This window comes from Sporosarcina sp. FSL K6-3457 (genome assembly GCF_038007285.1).
GTDB lineage: Bacteria > Bacillota > Bacilli > Bacillales_A > Planococcaceae > Sporosarcina.
Map to the genome: position 1 here is coordinate 346,460 of NZ_JBBOWX010000001.1, position 18,579 is coordinate 365,038.

General features: G+C 42.4%; 24 protein-coding genes. 15 read left to right on the forward strand and 9 right to left on the reverse strand.

The features are described from left to right. Positions 1–63 precede the first annotated feature (63 nt). From N1I80_RS01740 to N1I80_RS01755, 4 genes are read right to left on the reverse strand one after another with little or no spacing between them, the layout of a single operon-like run. On the reverse strand, positions 64–477 hold the full coding sequence (locus N1I80_RS01740; protein WP_340736253.1) for a DUF3021 domain-containing protein: 414 nt from the start codon (positions 475–477) through the stop codon (positions 64–66). After that, positions 474–935, reverse strand: coding sequence for a LytTR family DNA-binding domain-containing protein (locus N1I80_RS01745; protein WP_340736254.1), 462 nt, complete (start codon positions 933–935; stop codon positions 474–476). Before N1I80_RS01745 ends, N1I80_RS01740 begins: the two co-directional genes overlap by 4 nt. Positions 936–994: 59 nt before the next feature. Continuing rightward, positions 995–1,738, reverse strand: a complete 744-nt coding sequence (locus N1I80_RS01750) for an ABC transporter permease (protein WP_340736255.1) — start codon at positions 1,736–1,738, stop codon at positions 995–997. A 13-nt stretch (positions 1,739–1,751) separates the two neighbouring features. Next, positions 1,752–2,471 (reverse strand): ABC transporter ATP-binding protein, encoded by a 720-nt coding sequence (locus tag N1I80_RS01755; protein WP_340736257.1) that lies wholly within the window; start codon positions 2,469–2,471, stop codon positions 1,752–1,754. A gap of 187 nt (positions 2,472–2,658) precedes the next feature. On the opposite strand from N1I80_RS01755, the gene N1I80_RS01760 reads away from it, so the two are divergent. From N1I80_RS01760 to N1I80_RS01795, 9 genes are all read left to right on the forward strand, one after another. Then, positions 2,659–3,477, forward strand: a complete 819-nt coding sequence (locus tag N1I80_RS01760) for a VanW family protein (protein ID WP_340736258.1) — start codon at positions 2,659–2,661, stop codon at positions 3,475–3,477. Between the two features lie 5 nt (positions 3,478–3,482). Next, positions 3,483–3,875, forward strand: a complete 393-nt coding sequence (locus N1I80_RS01765) for an NUDIX hydrolase (protein WP_340736259.1) — start codon at positions 3,483–3,485, stop codon at positions 3,873–3,875. Positions 3,876–3,902: 27 nt separating this feature from the next. Further along, positions 3,903–4,391 (forward strand): NUDIX domain-containing protein, encoded by a 489-nt coding sequence (locus N1I80_RS01770; RefSeq protein ID WP_340736260.1) that lies wholly within the window; start codon positions 3,903–3,905, stop codon positions 4,389–4,391. Beyond that, entirely contained in the window at positions 4,388–4,840 is a 453-nt protein-coding gene (locus N1I80_RS01775; RefSeq protein ID WP_340736261.1) for a GNAT family N-acetyltransferase, read from the forward strand. Before N1I80_RS01770 ends, N1I80_RS01775 begins: the two co-directional genes overlap by 4 nt. 181 nt (positions 4,841–5,021) lie before the next feature. Then, the gene (locus tag N1I80_RS23315; protein ID WP_445683680.1) at positions 5,022–5,135 is read left to right on the forward strand and encodes a DUF3953 domain-containing protein; all 114 of its coding nucleotides are present in this window, start codon (positions 5,022–5,024) and stop codon (positions 5,133–5,135) included. After that, on the forward strand, positions 5,119–5,574 hold the full coding sequence (locus tag N1I80_RS01780; RefSeq protein WP_340736262.1) for a GNAT family N-acetyltransferase: 456 nt from the start codon (positions 5,119–5,121) through the stop codon (positions 5,572–5,574). The genes N1I80_RS23315 and N1I80_RS01780 overlap by 17 nt, the downstream gene beginning before the upstream one ends. Before the next feature lie 206 nt (positions 5,575–5,780). After that, positions 5,781–6,161, forward strand: coding sequence for a hypothetical protein (locus N1I80_RS01785; RefSeq protein WP_340736263.1), 381 nt, complete (start codon positions 5,781–5,783; stop codon positions 6,159–6,161). 129 nt (positions 6,162–6,290) lie between these two features. Beyond that, on the forward strand, positions 6,291–6,824 hold the full coding sequence (locus N1I80_RS01790) for a hypothetical protein (RefSeq protein WP_340736264.1): 534 nt from the start codon (positions 6,291–6,293) through the stop codon (positions 6,822–6,824). Positions 6,825–6,918: 94 nt separating this feature from the next. Further along, positions 6,919–8,622, forward strand: a complete 1,704-nt coding sequence (locus N1I80_RS01795; RefSeq protein ID WP_340736265.1) for a DUF2207 domain-containing protein — start codon at positions 6,919–6,921, stop codon at positions 8,620–8,622. Between the two features lie 57 nt (positions 8,623–8,679). Here N1I80_RS01795 and N1I80_RS01800 read toward each other — a convergent pair whose 3' ends face one another. From N1I80_RS01800 to N1I80_RS01815, 4 genes are all read right to left on the reverse strand, one after another. Beyond that, a complete protein-coding gene (locus N1I80_RS01800; protein WP_340736266.1) occupies positions 8,680–9,399 on the reverse strand; it encodes a YebC/PmpR family DNA-binding transcriptional regulator in 720 nt (239 codons plus the stop codon). Positions 9,400–9,842: 443 nt separating this feature from the next. After that, positions 9,843–10,553, reverse strand: a complete 711-nt coding sequence (locus N1I80_RS01805; RefSeq protein ID WP_340736267.1) for a Crp/Fnr family transcriptional regulator — start codon at positions 10,551–10,553, stop codon at positions 9,843–9,845. A 13-nt stretch (positions 10,554–10,566) separates the two neighbouring features. Further along, positions 10,567–12,453, reverse strand: a complete 1,887-nt coding sequence (locus tag N1I80_RS01810) for a heavy metal translocating P-type ATPase (protein WP_340736268.1) — start codon at positions 12,451–12,453, stop codon at positions 10,567–10,569. A gap of 13 nt (positions 12,454–12,466) precedes the next feature. After that, positions 12,467–12,688, reverse strand: coding sequence for a heavy-metal-associated domain-containing protein (locus N1I80_RS01815; RefSeq protein ID WP_340736269.1), 222 nt, complete (start codon positions 12,686–12,688; stop codon positions 12,467–12,469). A gap of 189 nt (positions 12,689–12,877) precedes the next feature. Here N1I80_RS01815 and N1I80_RS01820 point away from each other — a divergent pair, with 189 nt between their 5' ends. From N1I80_RS01820 to N1I80_RS01830, 3 genes are all read left to right on the forward strand, one after another. Further along, positions 12,878–13,933: a GGDEF domain-containing protein gene (locus N1I80_RS01820; protein ID WP_340736270.1), complete on the forward strand. Its 1,056-nt coding sequence runs from the start codon at positions 12,878–12,880 to the stop codon at positions 13,931–13,933. Positions 13,934–14,008: 75 nt separating this feature from the next. Next, positions 14,009–14,692 carry a phosphoribosylaminoimidazolesuccinocarboxamide synthase gene (locus N1I80_RS01825; RefSeq protein WP_340736271.1) on the forward strand — a complete coding sequence of 228 codons (684 nt, stop codon included), beginning with the start codon at positions 14,009–14,011 and terminating at the stop codon, positions 14,690–14,692. 130 nt (positions 14,693–14,822) lie between these two features. Beyond that, positions 14,823–15,377 (forward strand): superoxide dismutase family protein, encoded by a 555-nt coding sequence (locus N1I80_RS01830; RefSeq protein WP_340736272.1) that lies wholly within the window; start codon positions 14,823–14,825, stop codon positions 15,375–15,377. 198 nt (positions 15,378–15,575) lie between these two features. Here N1I80_RS01830 and N1I80_RS01835 read toward each other — a convergent pair whose 3' ends face one another. After that, the gene (locus tag N1I80_RS01835) at positions 15,576–16,703 is read right to left on the reverse strand and encodes a CAP domain-containing protein (RefSeq protein WP_340736273.1); all 1,128 of its coding nucleotides are present in this window, start codon (positions 16,701–16,703) and stop codon (positions 15,576–15,578) included. A gap of 174 nt (positions 16,704–16,877) precedes the next feature. Here N1I80_RS01835 and N1I80_RS01840 point away from each other — a divergent pair, with 174 nt between their 5' ends. The 3 genes from N1I80_RS01840 to N1I80_RS01850 all read left to right on the forward strand — a co-directional run bounded on the left by N1I80_RS01840 (position 16,878) and on the right by N1I80_RS01850 (position 18,516). Continuing rightward, positions 16,878–17,756 (forward strand): methyltransferase domain-containing protein, encoded by an 879-nt coding sequence (locus N1I80_RS01840; protein ID WP_340736274.1) that lies wholly within the window; start codon positions 16,878–16,880, stop codon positions 17,754–17,756. 140 nt (positions 17,757–17,896) lie between these two features. Beyond that, positions 17,897–18,367, forward strand: coding sequence for a hypothetical protein (locus tag N1I80_RS01845; protein WP_340736275.1), 471 nt, complete (start codon positions 17,897–17,899; stop codon positions 18,365–18,367). Then, positions 18,364–18,516, forward strand: a complete 153-nt coding sequence (locus N1I80_RS01850) for a hypothetical protein (protein ID WP_340736276.1) — start codon at positions 18,364–18,366, stop codon at positions 18,514–18,516. Before N1I80_RS01845 ends, N1I80_RS01850 begins: the two co-directional genes overlap by 4 nt. Positions 18,517–18,579 lie beyond the last annotated feature (63 nt).

Genomic DNA, 18,579 nt, shown 5'->3' on the forward strand with positions numbered 1-18,579 from the left:
TCTCTCAGCATTGTTGCATGATGTCATCAAGGTATAGTTCGACCTATTCATAGCGGATTCCAGTTACGAGAGATCATTCAATTCCGCATTCAATTTCTTCGCCTGATTTCTGAAATAAAGATAGAAAGAAGTCCAGAAAATAGCATAGACGACAATGAATAATCCTAGTGTCAGTAAGAAGCTTTTCATAGTAAATGGAATCCAGCCAATGCCAAACGCCAAAATAAAGTACAGCACAACAACTGTTACGAAGTGGAGCGCGGTCTGTTGAGAGAGGCGCAAATTGGTATTTTCGAAATAGAGTGGGCTGACTGTGAAAAACCATCCGCTGAAAATAGAGCCGAGTGAATTTTTTAAGAATAATTGCCCGTCTAACACGTCCTGCTCGCCCCAAAAAACGACGGAATTCGTTAATAGTACAGCGATAAATGCGCCAAAGAAAATACCAATCATACTACGGAATAAAAAGGTTTTCATTCGCTCCCCCTCCTCTTGTTCATTTTCAATGATTCTTTAATGGTGTTGACGTATGTGCGAGAAACGTATTCCTTTGCCCCTGATTTAAAATAGACGCACAGTGTTCCGTTGAAGGACGCTTCAAAGCTACTCATTTCATGAAGATTAGCGATGACTGATTTAGAGAGCCGGACGAATTTATTCGAAGGAAGAATTTCTTCTAACTCGTATAGTTTCTCTTTTAATTTAAAAGAACCGTCGGCTGTGACTGCGACAACTCCATCCTTTTCGCTGTGGCAATAGTGGATGTCGCGGGGCTTTAGGATATGTTGCATATCGCCATCTTTTCCAACAAGGAACTCCGTTTCCCTTCCTTTTATGAAATCAAGAATCTCCTGAACAGAATGATCTAATTCTGGAGATTCAATCGTCACTTTTGTTTCTTTATAGGCACTGTCGATGTTCAATGATACTTTCATGGCAAGACCTCCTTAGATAATAGTATACAACTAATCTACGATTGTCTTGGAGTAGTCTATCAATCCCGTCTTTTATTCGTAAAGCTGATAATAACGAATGCGACCAGTACTAAACCGGCAATGTAACCGATGGAGATGAGTGTACTGTTGTCAAACACAAGCTGCCCATTCCAAACCGCTATGAAGAGATTATTCATATGGTAGAGTGAGTTCACGTCAGCGATAATTTGAACGAATTTCGGCATCATGGCAATTGGCATCGTGAAGCCGCCTGTAATCATGACAACTTGGAAAATGACGATGGAAAAGACCAGCGCTGCGTTCATGCTTTTGAATAAAGAATAGATTGCTGAAGAAATGATCAGCAATACGGCATTCAGGATAATGAAAAATCCGTAAGCACTTAGAAAACGCACTGGCTGGAACGATAAATCATAAGCAATCATCCCGATGCCATAGACAAGGAAAAAGCCGATGCTTGTAATAATGATGGATTTCAATATGGCTGACAACAATAGCATTTTTTTCGGAACAGGTGACAGACTGATGCGTTTTTCAACGCCAGTTGTACGGTTCATCACTTGATCGAAACCGAAGGCGAAAAAGATGACGCCGAACGTAATGAGTAAGATGAATGACGGTGTGTATGTTTCTGCATAGCTTAAATTTCCTGCATATGTTTGATTGCCGAATAATTGCCCCATGAACAGATACGTAACTGGTGGAACAATAATTGTGAAGACCATGTAAAACAATTCTCTTGAAAACATGAGCAGGTCGTATTTTAATTGTGTCGCTAACATATTTTTCTCCTCCTTAAATGGATACCTTCGTCAGATAGAATTCGTTAATGGATTTGAACCCCGATGCTAAAATACCTTCTGTTGTGTCGTAGATTTCATTGATGCCGTTATTGATGAGCATCACTTTGTCGCAGTACATTTCAATTTCATCCATATTATGTGTTGTTAAAATGACCGTGCCGCCTGTGCGCTTGTTGTAATCGGTAATGTATGACCATAAGATGTTGCGCATATGAGGGTCTAAACCGGTCGTTGGTTCATCCAAAATCAATAGCTTTGGTTGTGATAAAAAGGCAATCGCTAGGCTGACAATTTGCTTCCAGCCACCAGAAAGCTTATCGAAATATTTTTTACGGTGTGGTGCCAATTTGAAGTCCTCGATGATGGTGTTGATGTCGAGTGGTGATTTGTAATAGGCTTTGAATAATTTCAGCAGCTCGACTACTTTTAGTGTTTTGTAAAACTGAGTGGGTTGCAGGACGACAGAAATTTGTTGTCGGATTTGTTCCAGCTGATTCATCGAGAGTGCTTTAATGTCTTTATCAAACAGGGCAACGTTGCCAGTATCAAATTGCTTGATAGTCATGAGAATTTCGAGGAATGTTGATTTTCCTGCTCCGTTCTTCCCGATAACCCCGATAACTTCCCCTTCCTTTGCTTGAAAGTCCAGTCCTCTTAGAACGTGGTTGTTGCCGTATGCTTTTTGCAAGTTGTTGACGTTGATGATGTTCATTGTAATCCCTCCGATTCAGTACTTTGTAACCAAAGTGTATGATGTTTTTCTTTAGTTGTCGCTGTGATTTCGGTGACTCGTATGAATTGATGAGTGACTTGCAGAAAATGATAGATGAAATACATTTGGTTTTTTGGGTGGTTTGAAAGGAAAATGGGATTCATTAGCAGAATAGGTAGTAGGGGGTGTGGGGATGAATTCATTGCAACCGAAAAAGCGGAGCAAGCTGCGTATATTTCTTGGCAAGAAAGCGTATCGCTTGAAGCGTTATTCGGAATGGTACATAGATGGTAAGAAGTATGCGACAAAGCGGACAGAGACCAAGTTGAGTCATGCTGTGTTTCAACATCGAACGCCTTTGTTTCGTGAGTTGAAGGATGTTGAGATGGAGTTACAAAGGAATAAAGTCGTCAATTTAAAGATTGCGGTGAAACGGTTGAATGGCATTGTACTTCAACCTGGGGAGACATTTTCTTATTGGCGCTTAATTGGCAATACAACGAAACGGAAGGGCTATGTCGAGGGGATGATTTTGCATTATGGGAAAGTAACGACGGGCGTTGGCGGTGGATTGTGTCAGTTGTCGAACCTGATTTACTGGATGACGATTCACACGCCTTTGACTGTGACGGAACGTTATCGCCACAGTTACGATGTATTCCCGGATTCAAAACGTAACCAGCCATTCGGCAGTGGCGCGACCTGTGCATATAACTATTTAGATTTACAAATAAAGAACGAAACGACTGAGCCTTATCAGCTCGTGGTTTCTGTGACGGATACTTCGCTTGTTGGTGAATGGCGTACGGCAATACCTGCGAGTCGAACGTATAAAGTCTATGAAAAGGATCATAGTTTTTCGCTTGAACTATGGGGTGGCTATGTGCGTCATAATTCGATTTATAGAGAAGTATATAACATGAATGGCGAGCAGATTGATGATGAATTTATTACAGAAAATCATGCGATTATGATGTATGAGCCGTTTTTGAGCTATGGGGAGTGAGAGGCATGAGAAACCGAGGTTCTTCCGTTATTATCGAAAATAATAAAGTTGCATTGATTAAAAGAGTTAGAGCTGGACAAGAATATTATGTTTTTCCAGGTGGTGGAACTGAACAGGGTGAAAGTCCAGAACAAGCCGCGATAAGAGAGACGTTCGAAGAATTAGGTGTTCATGTTGCGATTAAAGGCAGTCTTGGGATTGTTAATTATAATGGGGTACAGTATTTTTTTATTGCTGAAATTATTGATGGCGTATTCGGAACGGGGGAAGGGGAAGAGTTTGGGGATGAATGCCGGAATAGAGGTACTTATGAGCCAACATGGGTGGAAGTGGAACAACTATCATCATTGGATGTTTATCCGATAGAGATTGCGGAAAAAGTGTCTGCTTTATTATAGGTATTGAAATAGTAAGAGGGGGAGCATATGACGAGTACATACGTTGATTGGGGCGGGCATACGTTACGGCTGACTTGGATGGGGAATCTGATGCCAAGTCGGGAATTGATCACAAGTGTGCATGGGATGTGTTTTTATCGCGGGGAGTTAATGATGGTCAATTTGAATGACCGTGGTTGGGATTTTCCAGGTGGCCATATCGAAGCTGGGGAAACGGCGGAAGTGTGTTTTAGGCGGGAGGCGATGGAAGAAGGTTATGTGGAGGGGGATTGTCAGCTGCTTGGTTCGATGGAGGTGAACCACGGAGAGAATTTGTTATGGGATAGTTCTAGTCCTTATCCGAAAGTGGGTTATCAGGTATTTTATCGGATGGATATTACAAAGTTACATCCATTTGCGGCTGGATTTGAGTCGTCGGGACGAGTCTTTATTCAACCTAATGAGGCCGCGGATTATCATAAAGGGTGGCACTCGGTATTGGATGAGATTATTAAGGAGGCGAAGGTGGTGAGATGAATATTAGAAAGTTGAAGGAGCACGAGACGCCACCCTTTGAGCTCTTACTACTAGCAGATCCGTCGCGGGAGATGGTAGAGGAGTATTTGGCGATTGGGGAATGTCGCGTCGCTGAAATGGAAGGCAGGATTATAGGTGTTTATGTGTTGCTAAAGTTGGATATGAAAACGATGGAAATTATGAATGTAGCAGTACATGAGCGGTTGCATGGTCAGGGAATTGGCAAGAAGCTGGTTGAAGACGCGATTCAAGTTGCGCGGAAGTTAGGCTTTCAATCACTGGAAGTCGGGACGGGGAATTCGAGTATAGGCCAGTTAGCACTTTATCAGAAATGCGGGTTTCGCATGGAAGGAGTTATCAAGGATTTTTTCACCGACAACTACAAGGAAGCGATTTTTGAAAATGGTATTCAGTGTAGGGATATGATTCGGCTTACGAGGAGACTTTGAATGTGAATCGCCAGCTTTTTATAAATAGGTTATTTTATTAAATAGGAAATAAATGAAGGTTTGTGGTTTAATGAAAGTAACCAGTGTCGTTTTAGCGGTTATAGTAATCGTTCTAGGGATTTACGGTCTGGTCACTAAAAATTATGCAGCCGTGCCGTATACGCAGTTTCTTACAGGTTTAATGTTTTTAGTTTTAGGAGTCATCCAGTTCCGGGAAAATCGAAAGGGGCTAGGAATCTTCCTGTTCGTTGTCGCCGGATTTTCTCTTTTCGTAAGTATTGCAGCGTTTTTGTGAAATCCATATAAGGGTTATTGATGACATCAATGAATGGCTAGTTAGACAGATAACATTAAAACCGGGACAAGAAAAATATATTGAATCGGTAGACGAATGCATAAAGGAAGCGAGTACATACCATCAATGGCATCCGGTGGCACTATATGATGGAGAGGATATTATTGGATTTGCGATGTACGGTTCTTTTGGGCCGAATAAAGATACTTGGATTGACCGAATAATGATAGATGAAAAATTTCAAGGTAAAGGTTTGGGAAGAAAGGCGATGCAAAAACTGATTGAGATTGTTTCCAAAGAATATGGGGTAAAGGTGATCTATTTAAGTATCATTGAAGAGAATGAAGTAGCCTTTAATTTATATAAAAGTATTGGATTTGTGTTTATAAATGAAAGGGATCCAAACGGGGAGCTTATATTTAAGTATGCGATTAACTAGAGGTGGCATAACAAACCTGAAATTGGAGATAAAATGTTCCTAGTTATGGAACAAATCTATAAAATGATTACGCACATGGCGGAGACGTTTGTTGAAATCTACCCACCTAATTCCATTTTGTCACAAATACGTCGGATGACAAACCTTAACTTTCTTAGTAATCTGATAGTAAAGGATTGTGAAGTTTTTGTGAGGAGGATGACGAGATGAAACGGCTTCTTATATTTCTTTTAATTGTTGGCATGATGGCTGGCTGCTCGAATGTCTATAGTGAAGAAGAAGGTTATCGCATGGCGCTTATCAATCATGGTTTTCCGATTCCTAAAAATGCTAGTGAGATTCGACCTGAAATTTGTACGACGGAAATTGCAAAATCTGCAAAGTATAAGTTGAAGGATATCGGTGGTAGCCAAGGTGAACCGCCGGCACATTATTTGGCGGAGATCGAAGACTGGGGCTGGACCGAGTTGGAGGATCAACGCGTTGGTAATATTCATTACTATAAAAAAGAAGGCAAGATTATGTCGCTAGTGTTTCAAAAGCATATTTTTGATGTGTTTGAAATGAGCGATGAAGTGAAGATGTGATGGAATCCATGTGATATGGGTTCTTTTTTTGTTGAAACTTTATAGGTCATCATTGTGTAATAATAATTAGTTAGGAGTCCTTATCTAGGTGTACGGTAATATTTATAAAGAAACGGAGGGAAGAAGAGGTTGAAGAAGTTATTTGTCGTGGCGGTACTTGCCATAAGTATAATCCTGTGCGTTGTGATTTGGTGGGGAAAACCGCTTTATGGTAACGATGAGGCATCCATCGTTGAAGTCATTCGATCTATTGAAGGCTATGAAGCTGAATCGGCTATTATAGAAATTTTGGATATAACGGATAGTAGGGAAAATCGGATTGTTAGTCTTATTTTTAATCAGAACCCAGCTTATATGCGTTTGACCAAAAACGTTAAAGGGAACTATCAATGGTCTCATTTTGAAGTAAGAAGGGATGAATCCCTTTCACAATTTACAATTCATATGCTAGATGAGGATGATGCCCCTCCGACGATACTTTACGTAGCGAATGAAAACAACAAAATTGCCCAAATTCGTATGACTGTCAATGGCGAAGTTGTGGAGAGTGACATACGTCCTTACGTAAAGGATGTTGTATGGGTGGAGTTACCTAAGACTAAGGAGAAGAGTTATCAATTTTACTATACTTATTTCGATGAAGGCGGGAATCAGATTGAGTAGTATGAATAAGTTTTGAATGAAATACAAAAGGGAATCTAATGGAGACAAAGGCTTATTTTTTGCCGATTTATAGTAATAGAAAGGGGGGAGTGCGGTGAGTTGGAAAAAAATTATATCGGCAATGCTGCTACTCGTTATTTCGTTGTTGCCAACCCGCGCATGGGCAGTCGATTTTACGATACCAGAAGTGGTAATTGATGCGTACCTGCAGCCAAATGGGGATGTCGAGGTGACGGAAAGGCATATCTATGTTTTTAAAGGGGAATTCAATGGCGTGACCCGTGAATTAATTCCCAAAGAAGGGGCGGAAATTGCTCAGTTTTCTGCTATGGAAAATGGCAAGGAGCTGACAGTGGAATCGGAGAACGGACTTTATAAGATTTTTCGAAAAGGGAAAGACGAACGAGTGATTGTTGAGCTAAGCTATCAGATTCGGAATGCTATGGAAAAATACGAGGATGGTGCGCAGTTTTACTGGCCATTTTTTGACCAGCGTAACGAAACAACTTATGATGATATGAAGATTTTTGTGCATCCACCAGCAGTTGCGAATGAAGTGCTTTATCTTGGTTATGCACTTGCATATGATAAGGCAGTTCTCGAACCAGGTGGTGTTGTTACGTTTTTGATGGGAAGAGTTTGGGCTGGTTATAATGGAGATATTCGTGTCGTCTATGAGCCGAGCTTATTTCCAGCTATCGTTGAACGGCAAGGGGTGATTAGGCCTGAAGTGATTGCAGAGGAGAATCGTTTGGCGGAGGAAGAGGCGAGTTATCTTGCTGCACAACAAAGAGCCGAGGCGCTTGGGAATGTAGGTATCCCAACGGTGGGTGGGCTGCTACTTGCATTCTTTGGTTATGTGTCTGTCATAGCAAGGCGCAAAAAGCAAAGGGCGCGTGAGGAAGTTAGGCATTCTGGTAGTATTGTCCCCGTTCAGAGAATGAGTATTCCGGCAACGATTTATTTTACAGCTGGGGAAGTGCATACTTCCGAAGCGATGTCGGCCGCTCTTCTAAATTTGGTTCGTAACGGATATGTAGAGCAACTGACAGAGGGGAAATTTAAACTGAACCATCGTGACGTCACCTATTCCCACGAAAGAGAACTGATTAGCCTTTTGTTCAAGAAAGTCGGGAGTGGCACGCACTTTGAAGTGAGTGATTTGGAAAATTATACGCAAGACGAAGGGAACCATAGGACTTATAGGGACTCGGTGGCTGCATGGCAAAGGGCTGTCGAGGAAGAGGTAGAGTCAAAAAAGTTGTTTGAAAAGCGGGCGAAACGTCGTTGGTTGATTGCTGGTCTAGGTGTTGTACTTGGCTTTATCGTGTTAGAGTGTGCCGCAACTACCTCGGTTTGGTACATGTTAATTGGAGCTGGTTTGACGTTAACAGCTTGGTTGTATGCAATATTTTATAAACCTAAAAACCAACAAGGCATTCAGATTGTCGAAGAGTGGCGACAGCTCCGGAAGGTGTTTAAGAATTTCGATATGGACGAATGGAATCGCCTGTCAACGGAGGATAGGCTCCGCGCCTATACGTATGGAATCGGTATTAAAGATAAAAATTTCGAAAAGCATTTTAGTGAATTTGCTGATGCGGAGAGGCGAACTGCGTCTAGGGATTCAAATGAAGGGGCTAGCGATTATATGTACTACCAGCCGATGCTCATTTCGTCTTCTTTCCATAGTGCGAGTGTGAATACGGCCGGTAGTACGGGCGATTCTTCAAGCGATTCTTCTTCAAGTAGCGGTGGTGGAACGGGAGGCGGTGGTGGCGGATCTGGGGCATTTTGAAAAATTATCATAAAAAAAGAGGAATCCTTGTGACTAGGATTCCTCTTTTTTATGTGATCAATCACCCAAATCAACATTGTGGTAAACCTGCTGAACGTCTTCTAAATCATCGAGTGCGTCAATCATTTTTTCGAATTTTACTTGTGCATCGGGGTCGAGAGAGACGTCATTATGTGCCAGCATTGTTAGCTCGGCGACAGTGAAATCTGTAATTCCGCTGTCTTTGAATACTTGTTGGACAATATGGAACTGGTCGGGCTCGGCGTAGACGATGACAGTATCCTCTTCTTCGAGAATATCTCTGACTTCAACGTCTGCATCCATGAGGAGTTCGAGGACATCATCTGCCGATTTTCCTTCAATTCCAATAACAGCAGTGGCGTCGAACATATAGGAAACGCATCCGCTGACACCCATATTACCGTTATTTTTGCCAAATGCTGCCCGTACTTCAGATACAGTTCGGTTGACATTATTTGTTAACGTATCGACGATGACCATTGAGCCATTCGGGCCAAAGCCCTCATAACGTAGCTCGTCAAAGTTCTCTTCCGCACCGCCTTTTGCTTTTTCGATGGCACGGTCGATAATGGCTTTTGGGACACTATATGTTTTAGCACGCTCGACAACAACTTTGAGCGCTTGGTTTAGTTCTGGATCAGGTTCGCCTTGTTTGGCGACGACATAAATTTCACGCCCAAACTTTGCGTAAATACGGCTCGTATCCGCATCTCTTGAGGCCTTCTTTTCTTTAATATTATTCCATTTACGACCCATTGAATTTCACTCTCTTTCGATTGTGTATAGATTTACTAGTGTTATTATACAACAAATATATGTGTAGAGACGAGTTTGAAATTCAAAAAAATAGGCTAGTGGAAGAATATTATTTGTTGTCGGTGTGTCCTAGTTTGGGCAATTGGTGTCCGAGTTCCGCACCGGGGTATCCCAGTTCCCGTAAATGGTGTTCGAGTTTGCCTAGGGTGTCCCAGTTCCCGCAAACGGTGTTCGAGTTCCGCACCGGGATATCCCAGTTTTCACAAACGGTGTTCGAGTTTGCTCGGCGTGTCCCAGTTCCCGCAAACGGTGTTCGAGTTCCGCATCGGGGTATCCCAGTTCCCGCAAAAGGTGTTCGAGTTCCGCATCGGGGTGTCCCAGTTCCCGCAAAAGGTGTTCCAGTTTCACTCCGTCGTGTCCCAGTTCCCGACCCTCCCCGAACATCAGGCTAACAATAGTGCATCCAAATCTAAAATGGCAATCTCTCGTTGTCCGTTTTGCTTAATCCATCCGGCATTTTCGAAATCAGTGAGCTTTCGGCTGACTGTTTCGGGTGTTGTGCCGAGATGGGAGGCTAGGTCTTTACGACTCATGGGTAGGATGACGTCACTGCGTTTTTGCTCCTCAACTAAATCAGCCAGGTAGATGGCGACGCGTGTTTCCGTAGATTCCATAGCAATGCTTGCGGCTTGTTTTTCCGTTTTGGCCAACCGTGTAGAAAACTCAGTCAATACTTTCAGTGCAATCGCTGGATATTTCAATAAAAACTGTTGAAAATTATCGCGCCCCATGACGCATAGTTCAACGGGTTCTAAAGCTTCTGCGTAAGCGTCATGAACGGATGCGTTGAATAACGATAGCTCTCCAGTAAAATCACCAGGCTCTAAAATGCGAACTAATTGTTCCTTACCGTTATCCGATAACCTGTAAATTTTTACTCGGCCTTTGTGTACGATATAAAGACCGTCTGATTTGTCACCTGCTTGATAGATAGTATGTCCTTTATCACGCGAAATAGAATGAGACTCTTTTACTACCTCCTGCATCTCGGGTGGGTCTAAATGATTAAATATAGGCACGATTGAGATGCATAACTTTTGACTCTCATGCTGGTATTCTGTATGGTGGTTGTGGTACTTATTCTTATCAGTCATTATCATTGCTCCCTCATTCCGTTACTAGAATCGGTTCAGCTTGTTGGCTTTCCGACTTTCTCTTAGTATACCGGATTAACCGGATAGCATTGAGGATGACGATTAATACACTCAATTCATGGATAAGCATACCGGATGCAAGAAATACTTTTCCAAGTAGTACGCCGGCGAGAAGCAAGCCGACTGTACCGACTGCAAAAAATGTATTTTGCTTCATATTCCGGACAGTTGCTTTGGCAAGTGAGTAAGCGTGGGAGAATTGATTTAATCGATCTGTCATGAGTACGACATCGGCGGTTTCCATGGAGATATCTGTGCCACCTTTACCCATTGCAAGTCCGATATTGGCTGTTGCGATGGCAGGTGCGTCATTGATGCCGTCTCCGGCCATTGCGACTTTGTGACCAGTATCTTTTAGTTTTTGTATTATAGCCACTTTGTCTTCTGGAAGTAGCTCGGCATGCACTTCATCAAGACCAAGCTGTGCGCCGACAAGTTCCGCAGTGTGACGATTGTCACCTGTTAGCATAATGATTTTTTTCACACCACTCGCACGTAATTGCTGAAGTGCATGTGCAGCCTCAGGACGAATTCGATCTGCGATGGAGAAAACACCTGCGATTTTGCCATCAATACTGGCAAAGATGGCTGTATTACCGGCCTTCTCGCGTCGTATCGCATAGGCTTCGACAGATTCTTCAATTCCAATCCCCTCGGCGGCCATTAGCTTGCGGTTTCCGATGGCTAGTAATTTGCCGTCAATGCGTGCGCGTATGCCGTTACCTCTAATGATTTCAGCATCTTGGGGTTCATTGACAAATGAGAGGTTTCGTTTCTTCGCTTCCCTGACAATAGTTTGGCCGAGATGGTGCTCAGATATCATTTCAGCTTCTGCGACAAGTTGTAGTAAATTTTCAGGAGCTCCTGCAAATGAATGGATATCAGTCACTTCCGGACGTCCCCGTGTTAGTGTCCCTGTTTTATCGAAAACGACGGTATCGATTTTGGCGAGTTTTTCCATGATATCGCCTCCTTTAATGAGGACACCGTTACGTGCACCGTTACCAATCCCAGCAACGATAGAAACAGGTGCAGATATGACAAGTGCGCCTGGACAGGCGATGACGAGGAATGTCAGCGTCATTTCGATGTTACGTGAAAAAATATAAACAAGTACAGATAAAACTACAATAGTAGGCGTATATATATTGGCGAAGCGATCAAGGAATTTCTCTGTTGTCGATTGAGATTCCTGTGCCTCTTCAACGAGTTCGATGATGCGTGCAAAAGTTGTATCTTCACCAACGCGATCGGCGATGACTTCAATGAAGCCACTATCGACGATGGTACCGCTAAATACGCGGTCCTCAATTGTTTTAGAAGCAGGAACAGATTCGCCTGTAATAGCAGCCTCGTTCAAAGTGGCTGTACCTGTCGCGATATGACCGTCAACGGCTACTTTTTCACCGGAGCGGATGATGACGCGGTCACCAAGTTCAACGTCATCGACTGAAACAATCATTGTTTCATCGTTTCGGATGACAGTCGCTTCAAGTGGCGTCATGTCGACTAAGGCTTTTAGAGACGAGCGTGTTTTTTCCAGTGTTCGTGCTTCTAGAAAAGCACCGAACAGGAATAGAAATGTCACAGCCGCGGATTCAACGTATTCTCCGATGAATAATGCACCAACTACGGCAATCGTGACGAGTAGTTCGATGCTGAAGGCTTTCATTCGAAGTGCTTTAAAAGCTTTTATCAATATGGGTGTTCCGGCAATGATAGTTGCTAGAATGAGCAACGTCTGTTTCCAATCATGGAAGTCGGCGATGTGTAATCCGATGGCTGCGGCAAGCAATAAGCCTGAAATGGCGGTAATTAGGGATGTTCGTTTAGCGTTCATGTGAATCGCTCCTTTAGGAAACTTTTTGTGACAGCACAGGATAACCAAGGTTAACGATTATTTTGTTCAATTCATCTGCTTGGATAATGCTGTCATCAAACTGTGCACGAACTTTTCCGGAGTGGAACAAAACTTTTGCATCACCCACGCCATTTTGCTTGTTTAATGCACCTTCAATTTTCTTAATACAAGATGGGCAACTGAGTGGCTCTAGACCAAATACGACTTTTTTCATTTTTCTCATCCTCCAGTAGTTGTTGTTATTTTCCTTCTGTCTATAGAATAGGCGCTTTGGGAAGATAAAACCTTGATGTACGTCAAGACGAACAAATTTATTGGTGGATAGAGCACCGCGCGTAAATAATAACTTTTGTAGAATAATAAAAAGTATGTAGTAGTACATGAACCTAGAGGAGTATCAATAATGTGGAAGAATATAGAGACGTTTGACGACTTAAAGCGGGTCATTTATTTATTTTTATTGCCCAGCATATTCATTGTGACAGTCGTGTCGTTCGTTATGCAGCTTGTGAATCAGCAATATACAGATGTATTTTATATAAATGGTTTGTTTGTCGGGGCTTTTACAATCGGCTGGTTATTGGTGTATCGGAAACAATCCCAGCGACTGGTAGAATATTATTTGCTGTGGTTAGTGATGGTGTATCATGTCAGCACAATAACGATTGAAATTTTTAATAATGTCGATACGATTGGCATGAATACACTCATTTCTTTTAGTATTTGTACACCATTCATTCTCATATTGCTGTTTTTAATAATGGATAAGTCATCTGCGCTATGGCTATCTGTTCTACTACTTGTGTTGTCTATCATTCCCGGAGTCATGGTGTATTCGCGACTCGATTCTAGCTTTTTCAATTCGCTTACCCAACTGTATATTACGACGGCCGTCTATATTCTCGTTATCTTTTTCTTGCATGAGTTATTTCGAATGCGTGGAGAAATTAAAATGATGCAGAGGCAGCTCTATTTGGACCCGTTCACGCAAATCGGCAATCGCCATCAAATTGATGAGTGGATGAAAAAGTTTGTTGGAGAAGCGCAAGAAGATGGAGCTTTTTCGCTATTATTTTTTGATATCGACCGATTTAAGTATGTGAATGATCAATTTGGTCATAAAGTGGGCGATGATGTACTAAAGGAAGTTGTTAGAATCGTGCAGAAGGAGATAAGAAAGGATGAGTTTTTCGGCAGATGGGGTGGAGAGGAGTTTATCATCTTCTTACCAACGCGGGAACATCAGGCATTTCAAATAGCTGAGCGCCTGTGTCAAACAATTGGCCAGCATGAATTTAGCCAAGTTGGCCAAGTTACAGTGAGTTTTGGAGTGACAGGTTACCAGCAGGGAGATACAGCTGAAACGATTCTTGTCAGGGCAGATGAACTACTCTATGCTTCAAAAGAAAACGGTCGGAATCGTGTAACAGGAGAAATTATGTCTAAGTTTGATGAATAATTCTTTTTCTTCCGCGAGTCCTGCATTATACTATAGAAGAACGCTTAATCTCTCATAGAGAAAGGAACTAGACATATGGAGCTTATTTATAAGGGCAAGACGAAAGATGTATATAAAGCAGATGGCAACAATGTTCTACTGAAATTCAAAGATGATGTGACTGGTGAGGACGGCGTTTTCGATCCAGGTGCTAATACAGTCGGGTTAACGATTGAAGGTGCAGGGCAGTCAGGACTTCGAATGACGAAATTTTTCTTTGAGAAGATGGCGGAGAAAGAAATTCCGACACATTACGTTGCTGCTGATATTGATGCGGTGACGATGACAGTGAAATCGGCGCAAATGTTTGGCAAAGGCCTTGAGGTAATTTGTCGATACCGTGCTGTGGGTAGTTTCTTACGGAGATATGGTGCTTATTGTGAAGATGGGCAAGCATTGAATGCATTTGTTGAAGTGACGCTGAAAGACGACGATCGTAATGATCCACCCATTACACAAGATGCGCTTGCACAACTTGGTCTTTTGACAGCAGAGGAATATGTGACGCTTGAGGCGCTAACGAAACAAATTTCTGGTGTTGTAAAGGACGAACTTGCTGCAAAAGGACTTGAGCTGTATGATATTAAACTCGAGTTTGGACGTGATGGTGTAACAGGTGAAGTGATGCTAATTGATGAAATTTCTGGTGGCAATATGCGCGTCTACCAAGACGGTGTTTATATTACGCCGATGGATTTAGAAAAACTAGTACTTGCGTAAATAAAAAACTGCTGTCAACTCCATGAAAATGGAATTGACAGCAGTTTTTTTTCTAGAATAACTTTCATACATAATAAAGTGAATAAAGACCATCCTCCTTATTATAAAAGAGATTTTAGGAGGAATCATATTGAACTTAAAAATTGTTGTATCAATGTTAGTAGCGACGCTAGTCATTGCAAGTGGTTGTAGTAAAAATGCTAACTCGAAGTTGCCGGTCAGTGGTGAGCATACGAAATCAGTTGTCGCATCAATCGTTAATACGGAAGGCAATGAGATTGGTGAAGCAAGTTTTGTAGAAGATGGGGGTGGCGTGACCATTAGTATTCAGGCGGAGGGTTTACCGCCAGGAGTGAAAGGCATCCATATTCACGAAACAGGCGTTTGTACGCCACCCGATTTCACATCAGCAGGGAGCCACTTCAATCCAACGCATAAAGAGCATGGTTTTGACAATCCGAAAGGGTTTCACTTAGGCGATTTGCCGAATATCGAGGTCGGTGCCAATGGGAAGGTGGCTGCAGAAGTGACGACTGCTGAAATTACATTGAAATCAGGTGCTGCGAATTCAATTCTTGATAGCGACGGCAGCGCACTCGTCATCCATGAAAAAGCGGACGATTATAAAACGGATCCTTCCGGTAACTCAGGCGTCCGAATTGCCTGTGCGGCAATCAAAAAATAACAAATCCATTCTGGTGTCCAGCTACTGACACCATTCGCGTCTAAAAGAGGAAGGCATTCTAAGTTCGGCACGTCTTGCGCCAACGAATGTATAACCAACAGGGTGAAAGGATGTAGTTCAATCCTTCCACCCTGTTGGCCTCTGGCGCGTTCAATGGAGTAAACATACCGACCTACAATCAATTCGGTAACAAGTCAATCACTTCAGTAAAAAATTTTCTGTATAGTACGGTTGTGATTTTTCGTTGAAGGATACACCTGTACCGAGATGGCTGTAAGTATCTAACAGGATATTTTCACGGTGCCCCGCGGAATTCATGAGACCTTCATGTGCGAAGATGCTACTGGATTGACCATAGGCTAGATTTTCTCCAGCACTACGGTATGTCACGCCGTCATCGTCCATTCGATCGAAAGGTGATTTCCCTAGCTTGTTTTGATGGCTGAAATAATCGTTGTCAGCCATGTCGATACTATGATTGCGTGCTGTTTCTGCGACATTCGCTTCCCATTCGAGAGCGGCTAGTCCATGACGAACGCGCGCCGCATTTGTTAAATCGAATAGTTGCTGCTCAAAACCATTGCGTAATTGTGCATCACCGCCGGCATAAATGCCGGTTTTTTTCTGTTCTAATGCAGTAGCAATGAGTTGGATTGCAGTTACTTTGTCATTTTGATGTAAATCATAAAAAACGTAGGTATACGTGTCTCCTGATTGAAAAACGTCAAAGCCTTCGCTTTCTTGGAGTACATAGATATTCAAGCCTTTGCGGATTTCCTTAATAGGCTCGCCGAATATTTCACGCACGGTCGTTTTTGAAGAACCGTACTTGATGCCAGAAATTGATGAAATGAGATCATCATTCGTATAAATAGCGTTCACTTGCCTTTCTTCATCGAATGAAATCATGACGAAATTTTGGTAGTCATTGTGATACGTTAACCATTCGGATCCGTATTCGTTCAGGGAACGGCTTTTAGGTTCACCAAGTTCAGCTGTTACTTGTATTTCTGGACTCCCTAATTCGATGTTGTGAATGGAGAGTAGTGTTTTTACTGGTTTATCTAACACCGGCTTTTCTACTTTTGGAGTAACTTCTTCCGCTTCTGGTGTTTTGGATGTCAGGTAAAAGACGGCTTTGTCTGCGCTATCGGCGATATAGCGGATAGCGGTGTCAACAGATTCTTTCTTCAAAAGGGATCCGATTTTTTCGTCGACAGGTTCGAGAAAGGAAATGTCGACGTAGCGTGAGACTGGTTGTTCCCATAATGGCTTTGCGAGATACAATGCAGCAAGGAATAGGATGAAAAAGAATAATCGTTTCATGTAAATCGCCTCCTATTTGTTATTGTAACCTGCTACTGTCTAATGAATACAGCGTGAACAATATTGTTGGAAATAATTACTTGATCCGTGGTGATGATAACACTGTCCGTATTTCCAGTCCTCGCCGAAAAACGGTATACTAGTAGTACAACAGATGATCGGAGTTTGGATGGTATGACTTTATCGAAAAAAATGATCAATGCACAAGTGATGGATCGCAATGCTAGCTTATTTAGATGTCCGATTTGCTTAGCGACAATGGAGATGGTGGAGTTGTCACGGCTTGTTTGTGTGAATAACCATTCCTTTGACTTATCGAAAAATGGTTATGTAAATTTGGCACCGCAAGCGCATATGACAAAGTATGACCAGTCGTTGTTTGGAGCTAGGAAAACGGTGATGACGAGTGGTTTTTTTGATGGAGTTTTGGAGGCGATTATCAACACTGTGGAAAAACAACCACACACCGTTATTTTGGATGCAGGTTGCGGAGAAGGATCGCATTTGTCAGAGATTGTTGAAAGGCTTGCCGGTGATGTGACGGGTGTTGGCATCGATTTGGCGAAAGAAGGCATCACGGCGGCTGTGAAGGAGTATCCAGGTTTGATATGGAACGTGGCGGATCTTGCGAATTGTCCATTTCAAGATGACAAATTCGATGTGATTTTAAATATTTTATCGCCGGCAAATTATGCAGAATTTAGCCGTTTGTTGAAACCTGGTGGACTGTTTGTAAAAGCGGTGCCGGAAAGTGGTTATTTACAAGAGCTGAGAGCTATTTTTTATGAGGATAAAGGGCAAAAAGATGAAGCGGATCCCGTCGCACGAGTGGCGGAGCATTTTGACGCTGTTAGCACGGAGAGAATTACGTATACATTCCCGTTAGCTGATGGACTCCTTGCGCCGCTTATACAAATGACGCCTTTGACATGGGGAGCGAGTGCGGACAAGATTGAAGAGGCGCTGCAGATGACTATACCGGAGATTACGATCGATTTCACCATTATTTCTGGTGTTAACAGGAAGGAGACGGGTCAATGTTTGGTGGAATAAGCAGTGTGCCGGGCTGGTTTTATATAGTTGCTATTGCAGTTATTGTCTTGATCATCATTTTTACAGAGTGGAAAACACGTTGATGACAGCAGAATAATGGTATACTTAAACGAAATTAGAGTGGAAAAGAGTGAACGGATATGCTGACATTTGAACAGAAGCAAGCAATTATCGAATCCTACCCGGAACTAACGCGAAAAGACGTATCTATGAAGCGGGTTAACTATCATTATGAAGACAGCTTGTACGACAAAACGGTTGTCGTTCAGCATCTTCACCCAAATGGCAATGGTTTTGTCTATGTAGCTGGCATTGTAGGGTATGACGCTGATGAGCGAGGACTTGTGAATATTCGTGAAGCATCAGAAGAGGAATTACGTAAGACAATTGCAGATTCTATCGCGGCGTTATCACAAGGGGAAGCGGAAGCACAAGCTGTTGAACAGCACTGGGCGAATGCTGCAGGTGAAAAGCTAGTGTTGATGGAAGAACTAGGTGCTTGGAATTTATATCATGGTTTGAACTTGGAGGATAGCTTTGGCGATTATGCGGAAGCTGTCGCTTATTTGAAGGAAGAGCAGTTCAAACAGGTGCAAGGTGATTCTAAGTGAAGGGGAAACATCTTGCTATTGGGATGGTCCTGTTTATAATCGCTATTGTCGCGGCCATTTATTTTTCGGTAATGGCAACGTTTGATAAAGGTGAAAATGGTATGGAGTCAGTTGCCATAGCAATAGTGGATAAGACTTGGACAGAGTGAAAACTCTGTCTTTTTAATTGTCTAGGAAATTATAAAGTTCTCGACTTGTGGATAACTGTTCGA

Coding starts and splice junctions, on each gene's coding strand:
- N1I80_RS01820 (WP_340736270.1), top strand. CDS start 12,878: ATGTGGAAGAATATAGAGACGTTTGACGACTTAAAGCGGGTCATTTAT.
- N1I80_RS01815 (WP_340736269.1), bottom strand. CDS start 12,688: ATGAAAAAAGTCGTATTTGGTCTAGAGCCACTCAGTTGCCCATCTTGT.
- N1I80_RS01745 (WP_340736254.1), bottom strand. CDS start 935: ATGAAAGTATCATTGAACATCGACAGTGCCTATAAAGAAACAAAAGTG.
- N1I80_RS01755 (WP_340736257.1), bottom strand. CDS start 2,471: ATGAACATCATCAACGTCAACAACTTGCAAAAAGCATACGGCAACAAC.
- N1I80_RS01740 (WP_340736253.1), bottom strand. CDS start 477: ATGAAAACCTTTTTATTCCGTAGTATGATTGGTATTTTCTTTGGCGCA.
- N1I80_RS01800 (WP_340736266.1), bottom strand. CDS start 9,399: ATGGGTCGTAAATGGAATAATATTAAAGAAAAGAAGGCCTCAAGAGAT.
- N1I80_RS01840 (WP_340736274.1), top strand. CDS start 16,878: ATGACTTTATCGAAAAAAATGATCAATGCACAAGTGATGGATCGCAAT.
- N1I80_RS01810 (WP_340736268.1), bottom strand. CDS start 12,453: ATGAACGCTAAACGAACATCCCTAATTACCGCCATTTCAGGCTTATTG.
- N1I80_RS01835 (WP_340736273.1), bottom strand. CDS start 16,703: ATGAAACGATTATTCTTTTTCATCCTATTCCTTGCTGCATTGTATCTC.
- N1I80_RS01785 (WP_340736263.1), top strand. CDS start 5,781: ATGAAACGGCTTCTTATATTTCTTTTAATTGTTGGCATGATGGCTGGC.
- N1I80_RS01750 (WP_340736255.1), bottom strand. CDS start 1,738: ATGTTAGCGACACAATTAAAATACGACCTGCTCATGTTTTCAAGAGAA.
- N1I80_RS01845 (WP_340736275.1), top strand. CDS start 17,897: ATGCTGACATTTGAACAGAAGCAAGCAATTATCGAATCCTACCCGGAA.
- N1I80_RS01805 (WP_340736267.1), bottom strand. CDS start 10,553: ATGACTGATAAGAATAAGTACCACAACCACCATACAGAATACCAGCAT.
- N1I80_RS01775 (WP_340736261.1), top strand. CDS start 4,388: ATGAATATTAGAAAGTTGAAGGAGCACGAGACGCCACCCTTTGAGCTC.
- N1I80_RS01770 (WP_340736260.1), top strand. CDS start 3,903: ATGACGAGTACATACGTTGATTGGGGCGGGCATACGTTACGGCTGACT.
- N1I80_RS01765 (WP_340736259.1), top strand. CDS start 3,483: ATGAGAAACCGAGGTTCTTCCGTTATTATCGAAAATAATAAAGTTGCA.
- N1I80_RS23315 (WP_445683680.1), top strand. CDS start 5,022: ATGTTTTTAGTTTTAGGAGTCATCCAGTTCCGGGAAAATCGAAAGGGG.
- N1I80_RS01825 (WP_340736271.1), top strand. CDS start 14,009: ATGGAGCTTATTTATAAGGGCAAGACGAAAGATGTATATAAAGCAGAT.